Source organism: Acetivibrio cellulolyticus CD2 (genome assembly GCF_000179595.2).
Lineage (GTDB): Bacteria > Bacillota > Clostridia > Acetivibrionales > Acetivibrionaceae > Acetivibrio > Acetivibrio cellulolyticus.
In genome coordinates, this window is the sequence record NZ_JH556658.1 from 361,301 (window position 1) to 376,463 (window position 15,163).

A 15,163-nucleotide genomic window follows, 5' to 3' on the forward strand; every position below is an offset into this window, starting at 1 on the left:
GTTTATAACTAATTATTCTGTTTTTTGACAATTATTCGTTATAGTGATATAATAAAATTGCCTTATGTTATGACATAGGGGACGAGGATTGTTGTCAACTCCTGAAGGTAATTATTTACTAATTCTTTCAGAGCTGAAACCAGTTTGATAATTACGATTATCCACATAATTGTTTCTATTAAACTCCTTTCCTTATATTCTATTATACTATAGATATATATTGAACGTATAAAGGATAGCTGGTTCAAACACAAAAGTACTTATGTACTTACTTCTCATGGTTAGTAACAAATTAATACCAAGTTGGGTTATACCTATCAGCAAGGAGATGCTATCCCTCGCACTGATAGGTATTACGCTATATTGAGGTGAAAATGACTCTTCAAGAATGGGTGCAAAAAAACCAAAAAGCAAAGAGATATGCACATTTTGATAAAAGAGTATCTTTAAAAAAGATTTTGACTTATATTAGTGAGCCGGATAATATAAGTCATCATGGGTTCTATCCATTTATTCATTATACAAAAGTATTTAATAAGTATAGTAATGGTAAAATAAAGAAGAAAGAAAGAGAGCTTAATTACTCTGCACATATTGATAGATACATTTATTCTTATTATGGATTTTTACTAAATCAAAAATATAATGATAGAGTTTTTCAAGATGGGCTAAATGATGTTTCTTTAGCTTACAGAGATAATTTAGGAAAGAATAATATTCACTTTGCAAAAAGTGCTGTAGATAAAATCCGAGAAATAGGAAAATGTTATATTATCGTAGGCGATTTTACAAACTTTTTTGATCAGTTAGATCATAAGTACCTCAAAGATATGCTATGTGATTTATTACAAGTCAAATTGTTGCCAGATGATTATTATGCTGTATTTAAAAATATAACGAAGTACTCAAAATGGGAATTGATTGACATCCTAAATTATTATGGACTAGCTGTTAATGAAAAAGGAATAAAAGAACTAAATGAAAAACATGTTGTTTTTACTTTAAAGGAATTCAAAAGATTAAAAAAGATAGATCAAAACAATCCCAAACCTAATAAAAATAATTATGGAATTCCGCAAGGCTCAGCAATTAGTGCGGTATTATCAAATATTTATATGCTTAAATGCGATAAAATCCTCAATGATTATGTAAAAAAATATAATGGACTATACATGCGATATAGCGATGATTTTATTATTGTATTACCTAAGATAACAGAAGACGTATTTAAGGATCAATTTCAATATATAAACACAACTATAAAATCAATACCTTACCTTATATTACAACCAGATAAGACTCAAGTTTTCTGCTATACGGATACTTGTTTAATTAGTTGCAATACTTTAGTAATGCCAGATATTCAGAATAGACAAAATAGAATTAATTATCTAGGGTTTACATTTGACGGTAAAGAAGTTACGATAAGAGATAAAACGATTACAAAATATTACTATCGAATGTATAGAAAGCTAAAAACAATAGTAAAAAATAATGGAATAACAAAAAATGGGAACCGGATTAGTTGCGAAAATGTTTATTATAAATATTCTAGTAAAGGCGCTCGGATAATAAAAGAAAATGGACAACAAAAGAATAGAGGAAACTTTATTACATATGTGCAAAGAGCTGAAAAAATTTGGGGACCTGAAGAACCTATTAATAGATCCACTAAAAATCATTTGTTAAAAATTCGAAGACAGTTGGATAAATTAAAACAAAATGGCTAAATTGATGTATAAATGTCTGGTAGCTCATCAACATTATGTCATGTTGGCAGCTACCAGATATTTTGCAATTGCCTACATTCTTTCAGGGCATTCTATTCCTAATAAGGACATTCCGTTTTTTACAACAATTTTTACAGCTTTGCAAAGAGCTATCCTGGAATACTTTAATTCATCTTCACTGCTTAAAATGGGGTTGAAATGATAAAATTTGTTATAGCTTTGAACAAGATCAATAAGGTACTTTGAAATAATCGAAGGTTCATATTCATTTGAAGCACTTTCTACAATGTCAGGAAATTTTGCTAAAAGTTTTACAACATCATATGAATCTCCTTCTGCTAAAAGGCTGTAGTTTATACCCAAATCTTCTGAGTTTTCTACCTTTTTTATAACACTACAGATCCTAGCGTAAGTATACTGAATGTAACAAGAAGTCTCTCCCTCAAAGTTTAATACCTTTTCCCAAGCAAAGACTGAGTCCTTTATTCTTTTGTTCTTCAGTGCACTGAATTTTATAGCTCCGATCCCAACCATTCTGGAAACTTCCTCTTTGCCTTCAAGTTCAGGGTTTTTTTCTTCTATAATTGCCAGTGCTTTTGACACGGCTTCGCTCAAAACATCATCCAAAAATACAGCCGTCCCTTGTCGTGTACCCATAGAGCTACTTTCAAGACTTATCATTCCATTAGCAACATGAACAAGGTTTTCAGCCCATGGATATCCCATTTTTTCTATAACCTTAAAAAGCTGCTGGAAATGTAAATTCTGCTGTGTAGCAACACAATATAAAATTTTATGGAAATCATATGTTTCCTTTCGATAAAATATTGCTGCCAAGTCACGAGTTGCATACAAAGTAGCACCATCGCTTCGCAAAATAATGCAAGGTGGCATATTAAATTCAGATAAGTCAACAATATGTGCTCCTTGGCTTTCCTGAAGCAAGCCTTTCTCTTTTAGTTCATTAATAACGGGCTCCATCTTATCATTAAAAAAGCTCTCTCCATTCCATGAATCAAAGTCTATTTTCAAGACACCAAGTATTCTTTTAAACTCAGAAATACTGATATCCCTAAACCACTTCCATAGCTTTACGTATTCATCTTTTCCATCTTCTATAGCTTTAAATGCAGCCCTTCCTTCATCATCCAAGCTCTTATCTATTTTTGCTTCTTTGTGAAATTTAACGTAAATCTTAACAAGCTCTTTAATAGGATTTTTCTCAATTTCAGCGTTGTTACCCCATTTTTTATAAGCAACAATCAATTTTCCGAATTGTGTTCCCCAATCTCCTAAATGGTTAATTCCAACACAATTATATCCTAGGAATTTGAAGATTTTATAAAGTGAATTTCCTATAACAGTTGTAGGTAAATGGCCTATATGAAAAGGTTTTGCAATATTTGTTGCACAATAATCGAGGACTATGTTTTTTCCTTTACCAACATCAGAACTACCAAAGTTTTCTCCCTGCTCTTGAATCTTCTTAAGGACAATAGTAGTGAAATTAACCTTCTCTGCATAAAAGTTAAGATATCCACCAATGACACAGATTTTTTCTATACACTCAGGCTTAGTTATTTTATCTGCCAACTCTCCGGCAATTATATGGGGTGCTTTTCTTAGCGTTTTGGAGAGCTGAAAGCATGGAAAGGAATAGTCGCCCATATCATCATTGGGAGGTATTTCAATCAATCTTTCTATTTCATTTTTATCTAAATTCACATGATTTAAAATAGCGTTTATAACTTCTTCTTTTATTGTTTTCATAATCCTTCCACTCCTTATACGCTAAAAGTTAAAATAAAAAACTCCTATCTCAAATAGAGACGGAGTTGCCGTGGTACCACTCTGATTGGTGTATATACTAATAGACACCCACTCATATCTTTATCGCAGATATACGTTTCCCATACTATTATTTCAAGGAAATTCTCCCTGGCTCTCTTCATAATTTTCTTGTTATCAGGCTTACACCAGACCCTGACTCGCTTAAACAATAAAAACTATTACTCTCCAGATCATCGAATTACAATATTGATAATTTTAAATATTATATTGCAAACTTCGATAATAATCAATATAAATTTTGCAGCTTATTCGAAATACACAGCAACAATAAAGAACTGTATAAACCAAATTAATCGTAAATCTATCATTGTAGAAAGTACAGCAGCCTTCTTTTTATTTATAAGATCATCTAATTTCATTTTATCACCATGGAAAAAATTTGGTTAGTGATTGATTATTCAGTTGTGTCTTCAATATATTTCTTAGGAACAAACTTCTTGTTATTATCCTTGGCCCTCCAATACAATTCTGTTATTGCTCTAAAAACTTTTTCCTTATCGTCCTCATTTAATTCAGTACAGGCAAAAAGACCGCCAACTTCTTCAACCAGTTTTTTTGCATCTTTTTTTCTACTAGAACCGTATTTTTCTGATGCTTCCTGAATGAAATTAGCTTTTTCGGTCATAAGTTCTTCAATTGTTGTATTTAGTACCTTACAGAGTCTATTTAGGATAGAAACATCTTTTGGATAACGTTTATTGCTTTCATAGTTTTGAATAGAACGTAAGGAAAGTCCGGCATTATTAGCTAATTCTTGTTGGCTCATTCCAGCAATAGTTCTTAACTCCTTAATTTTGTCACCAAATAACATACAATTTACTCCTTCATTATATAAAACTTATAACGCAACAGTGTTCGTGCTATTGTATTGACAAGCTAACAATAGTATCTGCATAATACAAATTATATCATATGCAACAACGTTCGCATTAAATGTATCATTTTATTAAAATAAATGTCAATAAGTAAATTCATGGAGGTAAACTATGCGAAAAGAAAGTAATGAGGTTTTTTACAACGACTTATATACTGAAGGTATTCCAAGCTCTTTTATCAAGAAATTTACCAAATAAACATGGTTTGTTTGCCAATAATGGCAATTATAAATCTTAATAAAATTTATGGTATTTTGGTTTTCTTCGAGTAGAAATAATGCCAATTTTTGATTTTTGAATTGCTATGACTTCTTCTGATACAAGAAATATATCCGATAGCTGCTGGTTAGTGCTTCTTTTACAATTATGCAGCCTTGAAAGAGGAACAAGGAAATGGGACGCAAATTCATCTGCTTCATCCTCAAGAGTGGCTTTATTAATGGATTTATCTTTTAGTAGCTCAAAATGGCCAAGTTCAATATGCCCAATTTCATGAGCTAATGAAAAATTCAGCCTTTTCTTTAACAGGGGAGTATTTCTACGGGAATTAATAATAATGACAGTAATATCAAATTTGTCATGCAGGTAAGAGACAATATCTGCATCAGCACTAGGACCAAAATCCATATATCGGATAATACATTTGTCTTTATAGCTGTTCTTTAAAACTTCTTCTGCATTAATATAAGAGATCCTTATTTTCAGGTGTTTGCGTGTTTCCCATGCTTTATTCTTAATAAAATTAAAACGATTTGAATCAATCATTCTTACTATCTTTCTCCTTCAAAAACCTTTCCATTTCAAAGGCTGCATATTCCCTGAGCCTTTTTCTGACTTCATCTGGCAAAACCTTTGCTCTGCACATTTCTATAAGAAAGTCAGGGTCTACCCGGTACATTTCTTCTGCTTCTGCCATTTCTTTTTTTTCCTCTGTTTTACGGGTATTAGAACGCATTAGCATATAATCTATTGTACAATCAAAAATTTGAGCTAATTTATTCAAGGTGTCAGTATCGGGATCTCTGTCACTAGTTTCGTAGGAACCGACTGAACGTTCGGATAAACCAATCATTTTACCTAATTCTTCTTGAGTAAACCCCAACTCTTTACGGAGCTCTCTTATCCTATTCTTCATTTTCATCTCTCCTTGTTTACCATTATAACACATCCAATATATTTTTCAATAAAATAGAGCACTTTTGGTGCAGTTAATCCAGCATAGGACTATAGTACTATATACATTCGCACAATAAGTGCGGTAAAATAATAAAAGAACACATGTTCTGTCAGCGAATAACTTTAGTGTTTATTTAGAGATTGTGAAATATGAGGTGGGTAAATGTTTGAAGTGAATAATATGATAGCTGAAGTATGTGGAACATATCAGCTTGAAAACTAGATGGCAAAGCGTATCGTAATGCCAAAGAACTTCTTAAAGTATATTCAAAAGTGGTTTGGAGCTTAAATTAAAATGTTGAAGATTTAAAAGAAGAAAATAAATCATTTTAATAAAACAAATGTTAATAGGTAAATTCATGGAGGTAAACTATGCGAAAAGAAAGTAAAGTAATGAGGCAATGTACACTTTTTTACAGCGACTTAAATATTGACCGGTCGACAGTTTTACATAAAACAAAATTACTTTTAGAAATATATCGTCCTGTTGTTTGGTCTACTCAAAATCGGTTTAATCAAGTATCTGAAAATGCTGCATGCTACTATAGCAAAAATTTAGAACAGGCATTGGAGTATCTTGAAAATTTTGCACCTGAAATTGAAAGGGATAAGTTTAATCAAAAGGTATACTCTTTTTTTGAAACACATTGGCTGATATCAATAATAGATTCTGCAATGAGTAAAATATTTCAGTATCCTGATAATGGCAAACTGTATCATGAAATACTGGTTAAACAGTACATGACTGTTATTAAGTATTCGGAGCAAGAAATGTTGGAACTATTACATATGGAGCGGAGCACTTATTATGATAAAAAAAGAGAAGCTATTGACCTTTTTGCAATTTGTTTATGGGGCTATACCATTCCAGCAATGAAAGGAATAATTGATGGTCAAGAAGTTGAAGGTATTCCAAGCTTTTTCTATCAATCCTCAAACCCCGACTAAATCCCAACTATGCCCCGAGCCTATTCCTACTGATTTCAAATATACAAGCTGATATACTGGCTATGCTGGTGGATTGTGTTATAAATTGAACAGTATCAACTATCCTCAAATTCTATAAGGGTTTGGGGATTTTTTTATGCATTAATTCAAAGTAAATATGTGGCAAATGAGGCTGGATGCGATTGATTTCACTTCCGGTCTTTTTTTATGCCTGAAATCAGGAGTCGGCAATATGAAAAGATGGGAGCCATACAACAACCATTATCCGTGATTTCCAAGTTTTGTTTATCAGCTATCGAGACAAAATTTTGGAGGTTTTAAGATGGATAATGAAAAGAAGTTTTATTTAAGAGTAGGCCAAATTGTAGAAGAAGTGTCGGAGGAAATCTATAAAGAGTACTACAAAATGCAAAGGAGAGAGCGATATTTAGAAGAACGGGATTTAGCACACGGAAAGTTCTTATATTCGCAGTTTGATAATGTTTATGAAGATGTTTTAGGAGAAGAGCTGCTTAAAGACAGCACTAGAGAAAATGTATGTGATTCTGTAGTTACAAAGGTAATGATAGAAAAACTGAGAAAAAGCCTGGAGCTTCTTAATAAGGAGGAAATAGGGTTAATAATCAACTTATTTTATATGGGCAAAAGTCAACGCCAATTTTCAAGAGAGATCGGTATTCCGGTGATGACGATAAATAGTAGAAAAGAAAGTATTTTAAAGAAGCTTAGAAAATATATGGGCACTAAATAATTACCACAGATAGAATAATGAGGAATTAGATATTTTAAATTGCAAATTGACACAATATATTGTATATGATAATATTTAAACAACAAAATATTGAAGTGATACTGGTGCTGTACATAAAGTACGGCTTAAAAGAGAAACAGGTGAAAATCCTGTACGGTCCCGCCGCTGTAATGGGGAGAATTTTCACAGAGTCCACTGGAGTTATCCGGGAAGGAGTGGAAATTCTATGAACCAGAGTCAGAAGACCTGCCTGTATTATGCACTGCAACTCTACGGACGATAGGGGGGTAAGAAGCTAAAAATAAATTATGTATCGATAGCCTCTTGACACTTTGTCTGGAGGCTTTAATATTCAGCTCTTTCGAAGAAAATGAAAGAGGCAAAAACATTAAACGTAGATTAGAAAGAAGGATGGGTATATATGATAACAAAAATAAAAAAACGCGATGGAAGAGAAGTGCCATTTAATATTGAGAAGATTGCCAATGCTATATTCAAAGCTGCAAGTGCCACAGGAGGACATGATTATGAATCTGCACTCTCGCTAGCAGAAAAAGTTGTTGATTCTATTGAAAAGGAAATGGATAAAAAGGTTCCTTCTGTGGAGGAAATCCAGGATTCAGTTGAGAAAGTTCTGATAGATACTGGCCACGTCCGTACTGCAAAGGCGTTTATCCTATATAGGGCAGATAGGACTCGTGTCCGCGAAATGAATACCCGCCTTATGAAGATTTATGAGGACTTAACCTTCAAGGAAGCAAAAGATAATGATATGAAGCGTGAAAATGCAAACATAGACGGAGATACTGCCATGGGAACGATGCTTAAGTACGGTTCTGAGGGTGCAAAGCAGTTTTATGAAATGTATGTGCTCAAGCCCGAGCATTCTTTGGCACATAAAGAGGGAGATATACATATTCATGACATGGACTTTTTGACGTTGACCACAACCTGCTGCCAGATTGATATAGATAAGCTGTTTCAAAATGGATTTTGTACTGGGCATGGGTATTTGAGGGAGCCAAACGACATTCAGAGTTATTCTGCCCTTGCCTGCATAGCAATACAGTCAAACCAGAATGACCAGCATGGAGGCCAAAGCATACCGAATTTTGATTACAATATGGCCCCTGGAGTATCAAAAACATACATTAAGCTTTACAGGCAAAACCTTGCGAAAGCACTTAGACTTCTTGCAAACATTGATGATGCTGCTAAAAAGGTGAGAACCATATGTGAAACTATCAAGGAAAGGCATGGTATGGTTCCTTCGATAAGCAATCTTGAGAAATATAGTGAGTATGAAGCTGAATTGCTGGCCGAGCTGGTCAAAGATGAGGATATAATTAAAAAGGCACATTCCTTTGCTGTCGAGAGTGCCGAAATAGAGACTGACAGGAGTACATACCAAGCGATGGAGGCTTTTGTGCATAACCTCAATACCATGCACAGCAGGGCAGGAGCACAGATACCCTTCAGCTCAATTAACTATGGTATGGATACATCCCCCGAAGGTAGGCTGGTGATTAAAAATCTGCTGTTGGCAACAGAAGCAGGACTTGGAAATGGAGAGACACCTATTTTTCCTATTCACATATTTAAGGTCAAAGAAGGCATAAATTACAATCCAGGCGAGCCTAACTACGATTTATTTAAATTAGCATGTAGGGTCAGTGCTAAAAGGCTTTTTCCCAATTTCTCCTTTATTGACGCACCTTTCAACCTGAAATATTACAAACCTGGGCATCCAGAAACAGAGATAGCCTATATGGGTTGCCGTACACGTGTTATGGGAAATGTATATGATCCTTCAAGGGAAATTATAAATGGGAGAGGCAATTTAAGTTTTACTACAATTAATCTGCCAAGAATAGCACTAAAGGCTAAAGGAAGTAAAAGTGATTTCCTTATGGAACTTGATAGCAAAATTGACCTTGTAATTAACCAGCTTCTCGAAAGATTTGAAATACAGGCACAAAAAAAGGTTAAGAACTTCCCGTTTCTTATGGGACAGGGGATATGGATAGACTCAGACCAGCTAGGGCCAGAAGATGAAGTAAGAGAGGTTCTAAAACACGGCACCTTGTCAATGGGCTTTATTGGGCTTGCGGAGTGCCTTAAAGCTCTATGCGGCAAGCATCATGGAGAATCAAAAGAGGCCCAGTCACTTGGGCTTGAGATAATAACGCATATGAGAAAACGTATGGATGAAGCAAGTCAGAAATATATGATGAATTTTACGCTTCTTGCAACTCCGGCAGAAGGCCTTTCAGGTCGTTTTATTAAAATGGACAAGGAAATTTTCGGAGAAATTGAAGGTATTACTGACAAGGAGTATTATACAAACAGTTTTCACATACCTGTGTATTATGAAATTGGTATGTTTGATAAAATACGTCTTGAAGCACCGTACCATGAGCTTACAAATGCAGGTCACATTACATACGTTGAGATGGATGGAGATCCGTTACAAAACTTAGAGGCGTTTGAGAAGGTGGTTCGTTGTATGAAAGAGTCAGGTATTGGTTTTGGTGCAATCAATCACCCTGTAGACCGTGACCCACTTTGCGGATACACAGGAATTATCGGTGATGAATGCCCATCATGTGGAAGGGTAGAAGGCGACGAAAAATTTGAGAGGATAAGAAGGATTACCGGTTACCTTGTAGGAACCTTAGAACGCTTTAATGATGCGAAAAAAGCCGAGGTAAGGGACCGTGTAAAGCATTCTTGACAAAATGAATTATCATAACAATAGCTAAGAAATAAGTTACTACTCTGAATAACGAAAAAATTTGATATTCTGGTGATATCAATATAAAATGTTTTTCGTTATTCCTTAGTAAGCGAGGAGAAAATATGGTTGGAAAAATCAGAATTGCCGGAATAGTAAAGGAATCCATTGTTGATGGACCAGGAATAAGGTATGTTGTGTTTGCACAAGGTTGTAAACACAACTGCCCTGGTTGTCATAATCCCGAAACTCATTCTTTTAATGGGGGCATTCTTGTAGAAATTGAAGATTTGATACAGCAAATGAAGCAAAATCCTCTTATTGATGGTATCACCCTAAGTGGAGGTGATCCGTTCGAACAGGCAGAAGGTTTCGGAGAGCTGGCAATAAGGGCTAAAGAGCAAGGGTATAGTGTTATGACTTATACAGGATATACATTTGAGTATATACTGAAAAATATGGAGTCAGTAGAGGGCTGGAGGAAACTCCTTACTAATACAGATATTCTTGTGGATGGCAGATTTGATATAGACAAAAAGAGTCTGGAGTTAAAACATAGAGGATCATACAATCAAAGGATAATTGATGTTAAGCAATCAATTGATTTGACTGATGCAATGTACTACTCTGGAAATGTTTGTGAAGCAGCACCTATTGTGCAATTGCAGCCGGAGTATTAAAAAAATAGGTGTTTATTATTAGAGTAAAGCCTAAATTGTACAAATGAGGTGTACATAAATGACGTTACAGCAGTTGAAATATGCAATAGAAATTGCTAAATGGGGTTCGATAAACATTGCCGCAAAAAAACTATTTATTACTCAGCCCAGTCTCTCCAATGCAATCAGAGAGCTTGAAGAGGAACTGAACATTGTTGTTTTTGAACGTACCAACAGAGGGATAAGTGTTACTGCTGATGGAGTTGAGTTCTTAGGCTATGCAAGACAGGTTATTGAACAGACAGAATTGCTAGAAAAGAGATACTTTAACGCAAAGCCATCACCTCAGCACTTTTCTGTATCGACTCAACATTATGCCTTTGCGGTAAATGCGTTTGTAGACTTGATTAAAGAATACAGTATTGATGAGTATGAATTCAATCTAAGGGAGACAAAAACATATGAAATTATTGAGGATGTTAAAAACCTCCGAAGTGAAATAGGGATTTTATACATCAATGATTTCAATTCAAAGGTTTTAAATAAACTGTTTAAAGAAAACAAACTAAAATTTACAGAGCTGTTTATTGCAAAACCACATGTTTTTATAAGCACAAGTAATCCGCTTTCTAGCCGCAAAAAAGTTACACTTGGGGATTTGGAAGAATACCCGTATTTGTCCTTTGAACAAGGTGAATATAATTCCTTCTATTTCTCAGAAGAGATTTTAAGCACACTTTCCCATAAGAAAAGCATAAGGGTGAGTGATAGGGCGACACTTTTCAACTTGCTGATCGGATTAAACGGCTATACTATTTCAACTGGAGTTATAAGCTCAGACTTGAACGGAACGGATATCATTGCTGTACCTTTAGATATTGACGATCGTATTACAATAGGCTGGATTTCACACAGTAACGTGGCATTAAGCCAGCTTGCCACAAAATACATTGAGGCACTTTACAAAGCGATTCAAGGTATTTACTGACGTTTGCTATAGATTTTTCCTATAATGGGCTATAGTATTTTGGAGTTACTCTATAGGATATATCCTTTGATATAATTGTTTTTAATAATTATGAAAGGATATGATGAAATGAGAAGTTCAATTATTGGTTATCCGCGAATAGGCAAACAGCGTGAGCTGAAATTTAGTATAGAGGGTTATTTTAAAGGAGCTGTGTTCTTAGAAAAGCTTAAGGAAGATGCTTGGAAAATAAGGCGTGAGCAATGGGCTGCATTAGCTGACAGTGGACTTGATTTTATCCCCTCCAATGACTTTTCTTTTTATGATGGAATGCTGGATATGGCGGCTTCATTAAATGCAATTCCAGAAAGCTACAAAGCACTGGAGCTTGACAGCCTGAATACATATTTTGCAATGGCCAGAGGGTATCAAGGAGAAAAGGGCGACGTAAAGGCACTTCCAATGAAAAAGTGGTTTAACACAAATTATCACTATATTGTTCCTGCAATTGATGATGATACTCAAATCAAGCTCAATGGGGAGGACATTTTTGCATATTACAGTGAGGCCCTTGATGCTGGTATTAAAACAAAGCCTGTAATTATTGGGCCCTTTACCTTTCTTAAATTGGCAGATTACAAAGGAAAGAAAAAGCTTAAGGATTTTGTAGCAGATACAGTTACGGCTTACTGTGAAATTATCACAAGGCTGAATGAATTAGGTGCAGAATGGATTCAAATCGATGAGCCAATTTTAGTCACTGATTTAAATGTAGCAGATGTAGAGACATTTACAGCTATCTATACTGAATTATTAAAGCATAAGCATGACCTTAAGGTGTTAATTCAAACATACTTCGGGGATGTCAGGGATTGTTACCGTGAAATCATCTCTTTGCCATTTGATGGTATCGGACTGGATTTTGTAGAAGGCAGCAATTCTCTCGATTTGGTCAGGGATAATGGATTTTCAAAGGATACAGTTTTATTTGCAGGTATTGTAAATGGCAAAAACATATGGAAAAATAGCTACTTAAAATCCCTGAAGACGTTAAATGACCTTTCACAATATGTAGAAAAGAAAAATATAGTGATTAATACTTCCTGCTCTTTATTGCATGTACCATATACATTAAAAAACGAAAAGGAATTATCGGAAAGCTATAAGGCACGTTTTGCATTTGCAGAGGAAAAGCTGACAGAACTCACAGAATTAAAAGCATTGTTCGGAGACGAAAACTATCTTTCAAATGAAAATTACTGCAATAATCTTGCCCTATTTACAAGTAAAGCAAACAGCACGAATGAAGAAGTCAAGGGAAAAATGACCGCCTTGACCGAAAAGGATTTCACAAGGCAGCCTGTTTTCAATGAAAGAGCAAAGCTTCACAAGGACTTCTTTAAACTGCCATTGCTGCCAACTACTACAATAGGCTCATTTCCTCAGACCGCAGAGGTAAAAGCCAATAGAGCAAAGCTAAAAAAAGGTGAGATTACACAAGCTCAGTATGAAGAGAATGTAAAGAGAAAAATAGAAGAATGCATAGCCCTTCAAGAGGAAATCGGTATTGATGTTTTGGTACATGGCGAATTTGAACGCAATGACATGGTAGAATATTTTGGAGAGCATTTAAATGGCTATTTATTTACCCGTAATGCCTGGGTTCAGTCATATGGCACTCGATGTGTAAAGCCTCCGATAATTTGGGGAGATGTTTCAAGGAGTGAGCCGATAACAGTTGAATACTTAAAGTTTGCACAAAGCTTGACAAAAAAGCCTGTCAAGGGGATGCTCACAGGTCCTGTAACCATTCTGAACTGGTCCTTCCCGCGTGAGGATATTTCGTTAAAAGAAATGGCCTTTCAAATTGCACTGGCAATAAAAGAAGAGGTTTCTGACCTTGAGTCAAATGGCATTAACATAATTCAAATTGATGAGGCTGCACTGAAGGAGAAGCTTCCGATAAGGAGAGCAGACTGGCACAGTGAGTATTTAGACTGGGCAATTCCGGCATTCCGTCTTGTCCATAGTGGTGTTAAAGCAACCACACAAATCCATACACATATGTGCTATAGTGAATTTGTAGAAATTGTTAAAGACATTGATGCCATGGATGCTGATGTTATTTCTTTTGAGGCGTCCCGCTCGAACCTTACAATTATTGATGCGTTAAATAAGAATAATTTTATTACAGCAGTGGGACCTGGTGTTTATGATATACACTCTCCAAGAGTTCCGGAGGTTGAAGAAATAATTAGTGCCATAAATGCCATGCTTGAAAAATTAAAGTCTGATAAACTATGGGTAAATCCTGATTGTGGTTTGAAAACTAGGGGTGTTGATGAAACTATAGCAAGCCTGAAAAATCTTGTGTCTGCTGCAAAAGCCGTAAGAGAAAAATTGGGGAATAAGTAAGTGTACATAGATATAACGAAAGGAAAGATTCAAGAAGATTTGCCGCATGAGGATATTGTTTATCATGAGAAGACTGTTGAAGCTCAAATAAAAGAATCTGTTGCTGAAAATCCGCTATTAAAAAAGATCAGCATGGGTAAAAAAATAATTGCAGTGGAATTAGACCCGCCGATGGATACGGATATTGACTTTTTTGTGAAAAGTGCCATAAAGCTGAAAGAACACGGAGTGGATACGATAACTATAGCAGACTGCCCTGTTGCAAGTGCTAGAGTTGACAGTAGCTTGCTTGCCTGTAAGCTGAAAAGGGAGTTTGATATTACGGTTATACCTCATATGACCTGCCGTGATAGGAATATAAACGCTACAAAAGCACTGCTTTTAGGATTAAATATTGAAGGAGTGAACAATGTGCTAGTGGTAACGGGCGATCCTATTCCGACTGCACAACGTGATGAAGTAAAGGCAATGTTCAGCTTCAATTCAGCAGTGTTAGCAAACTACATAACTAATTTGAATGAAACAACCTTCTCTACTCCCTTTAATATATGTGCAGCTTTAAATGTAAATGCAAGAAATTTTAAGCATCAACTGGATTATGCAAAAAAGAAAATTGAAAGCGGAGTTTCAATGTTTTTGACACAGCCTGTTTTGACCAAACAGGCTGTTGATAATCTTATTTTGGCTAGAAAAGAATTAAAGTGCAGAATTTTAGGAGGAATTATTCCTATTGTAAGTTACAAGAATGCGTGCTTTATGAATAATGAAATATCTGGAATAAGCATATCTGAGGAAATTATTGAAAGCTACAGGGATATTTCCAAAGAAGAGGCCAGTGAGCTTGCTGTCAGGATATCTGTTCAATTTGCAAAAGAGATTGAACCTTTTGTGGATGGTTATTATATTATGACTCCGTTTAAAAGAATTGATATTGTAACAAAAATTATCGGCACATTATTAAGGAAGGGCTGAAATTACTTCGGATTTTTCCACATGGTTGTTCGTTTCGCTAACGCTTGACTGCTCGCCTATGCAACCTAGGCCTGTTTGGGTCAAA

12 protein-coding genes, 1 riboswitch and 1 other annotated feature are annotated in these 15,163 nt (G+C 35.1%); of the genes, 8 read left to right on the top strand and 4 right to left on the bottom strand.

Annotation, left to right across the window (positions count from 1 at the left end):
• The first annotated feature begins 374 nt into the window (after positions 1-374).
• Positions 375-1,730 (top strand): reverse transcriptase/maturase family protein, encoded by a 1,356-nt coding sequence (locus ACECE_RS0217410; RefSeq protein ID WP_010249542.1) that lies wholly within the window; start codon positions 375-377, stop codon positions 1,728-1,730.
• Positions 1,731-1,802: 72 nt separating this feature from the next.
• On the opposite strand, the gene argS is transcribed toward ACECE_RS0217410, so the two are convergent.
• The 4 genes from argS to ACECE_RS0217435 all read right to left on the bottom strand — a co-directional run bounded on the left by argS (position 1,803) and on the right by ACECE_RS0217435 (position 5,591).
• Positions 1,803-3,500, bottom strand: a complete 1,698-nt coding sequence (gene argS / locus ACECE_RS0217415; protein ID WP_010249547.1) for an arginine--tRNA ligase — start codon at positions 3,498-3,500, stop codon at positions 1,803-1,805.
• A 52-nt stretch (positions 3,501-3,552) separates the two neighbouring features.
• Positions 3,553-3,764: a binding site (T-box leader), on the bottom strand.
• Between the two features lie 211 nt (positions 3,765-3,975).
• A complete protein-coding gene (locus ACECE_RS0217420) occupies positions 3,976-4,392 on the bottom strand; it encodes a helix-turn-helix domain-containing protein (protein ID WP_010249549.1) in 417 nt (138 codons plus the stop codon).
• Between the two features lie 298 nt (positions 4,393-4,690).
• Complete coding sequence (locus tag ACECE_RS0217430) at positions 4,691-5,221, bottom strand: ImmA/IrrE family metallo-endopeptidase (RefSeq protein ID WP_010249557.1); 531 nt, start codon at positions 5,219-5,221, stop codon at positions 4,691-4,693.
• Positions 5,214-5,591: a helix-turn-helix transcriptional regulator gene (locus tag ACECE_RS0217435; RefSeq protein WP_010249559.1), complete on the bottom strand. Its 378-nt coding sequence runs from the start codon at positions 5,589-5,591 to the stop codon at positions 5,214-5,216. Before ACECE_RS0217435 ends, ACECE_RS0217430 begins: the two co-directional genes overlap by 8 nt.
• Positions 5,592-6,004: 413 nt before the next feature.
• Between ACECE_RS0217435 and ACECE_RS0217440 the strand changes: the two genes are divergently transcribed.
• The 7 genes from ACECE_RS0217440 (at position 6,005) to ACECE_RS0217470 (ending at position 15,078) form a co-directional block, all read left to right on the top strand.
• Entirely contained in the window at positions 6,005-6,580 is a 576-nt protein-coding gene (locus ACECE_RS0217440) for a hypothetical protein (protein WP_010249561.1), read from the top strand.
• 322 nt (positions 6,581-6,902) lie between these two features.
• Positions 6,903-7,331, top strand: a complete 429-nt coding sequence (locus tag ACECE_RS0217445; protein ID WP_010249563.1) for a sigma-70 RNA polymerase sigma factor region 4 domain-containing protein — start codon at positions 6,903-6,905, stop codon at positions 7,329-7,331.
• An 85-nt stretch (positions 7,332-7,416) separates the two neighbouring features.
• A riboswitch (cobalamin riboswitch) is annotated at positions 7,417-7,599 on the top strand.
• A gap of 153 nt (positions 7,600-7,752) precedes the next feature.
• On the top strand, positions 7,753-10,065 hold the full coding sequence (locus ACECE_RS0217450) for an anaerobic ribonucleoside triphosphate reductase (RefSeq protein ID WP_010249565.1): 2,313 nt from the start codon (positions 7,753-7,755) through the stop codon (positions 10,063-10,065).
• Positions 10,066-10,190: 125 nt separating this feature from the next.
• Positions 10,191-10,745: an anaerobic ribonucleoside-triphosphate reductase activating protein gene (nrdG, locus tag ACECE_RS27975; protein ID WP_010249572.1), complete on the top strand. Its 555-nt coding sequence runs from the start codon at positions 10,191-10,193 to the stop codon at positions 10,743-10,745.
• A 58-nt stretch (positions 10,746-10,803) separates the two neighbouring features.
• Positions 10,804-11,712: a LysR family transcriptional regulator gene (locus ACECE_RS0217460; RefSeq protein WP_010249574.1), complete on the top strand. Its 909-nt coding sequence runs from the start codon at positions 10,804-10,806 to the stop codon at positions 11,710-11,712.
• Between the two features lie 108 nt (positions 11,713-11,820).
• Positions 11,821-14,106: a 5-methyltetrahydropteroyltriglutamate--homocysteine S-methyltransferase gene (gene metE / locus ACECE_RS0217465; RefSeq protein WP_010249576.1), complete on the top strand. Its 2,286-nt coding sequence runs from the start codon at positions 11,821-11,823 to the stop codon at positions 14,104-14,106.
• Entirely contained in the window at positions 14,107-15,078 is a 972-nt protein-coding gene (locus ACECE_RS0217470) for a methylenetetrahydrofolate reductase (protein WP_010249578.1), read from the top strand. It abuts the gene before it with no gap.
• Positions 15,079-15,163: the final 85 nt, after the last annotated feature.

What these genes read in the sequence shown, in the direction of transcription:
- ACECE_RS0217410 (WP_010249542.1), top strand. Translation starts at nt 375, where the DNA reads ATGACTCTTCAAGAATGGGTGCAAAAAAACCAAAAAGCAAAGAGATAT.
- argS (WP_010249547.1), bottom strand. Translation starts at nt 3,500, where the DNA reads ATGAAAACAATAAAAGAAGAAGTTATAAACGCTATTTTAAATCATGTG.
- ACECE_RS0217420 (WP_010249549.1), bottom strand. Translation starts at nt 4,392, where the DNA reads ATGTTATTTGGTGACAAAATTAAGGAGTTAAGAACTATTGCTGGAATG.
- ACECE_RS0217430 (WP_010249557.1), bottom strand. Translation starts at nt 5,221, where the DNA reads ATGATTGATTCAAATCGTTTTAATTTTATTAAGAATAAAGCATGGGAA.
- ACECE_RS0217435 (WP_010249559.1), bottom strand. Translation starts at nt 5,591, where the DNA reads ATGAAGAATAGGATAAGAGAGCTCCGTAAAGAGTTGGGGTTTACTCAA.
- ACECE_RS0217440 (WP_010249561.1), top strand. Translation starts at nt 6,005, where the DNA reads ATGCGAAAAGAAAGTAAAGTAATGAGGCAATGTACACTTTTTTACAGC.
- ACECE_RS0217445 (WP_010249563.1), top strand. Translation starts at nt 6,903, where the DNA reads ATGGATAATGAAAAGAAGTTTTATTTAAGAGTAGGCCAAATTGTAGAA.
- ACECE_RS0217450 (WP_010249565.1), top strand. Translation starts at nt 7,753, where the DNA reads ATGATAACAAAAATAAAAAAACGCGATGGAAGAGAAGTGCCATTTAAT.
- nrdG (WP_010249572.1), top strand. Translation starts at nt 10,191, where the DNA reads ATGGTTGGAAAAATCAGAATTGCCGGAATAGTAAAGGAATCCATTGTT.
- ACECE_RS0217460 (WP_010249574.1), top strand. Translation starts at nt 10,804, where the DNA reads ATGACGTTACAGCAGTTGAAATATGCAATAGAAATTGCTAAATGGGGT.
- metE (WP_010249576.1), top strand. Translation starts at nt 11,821, where the DNA reads ATGAGAAGTTCAATTATTGGTTATCCGCGAATAGGCAAACAGCGTGAG.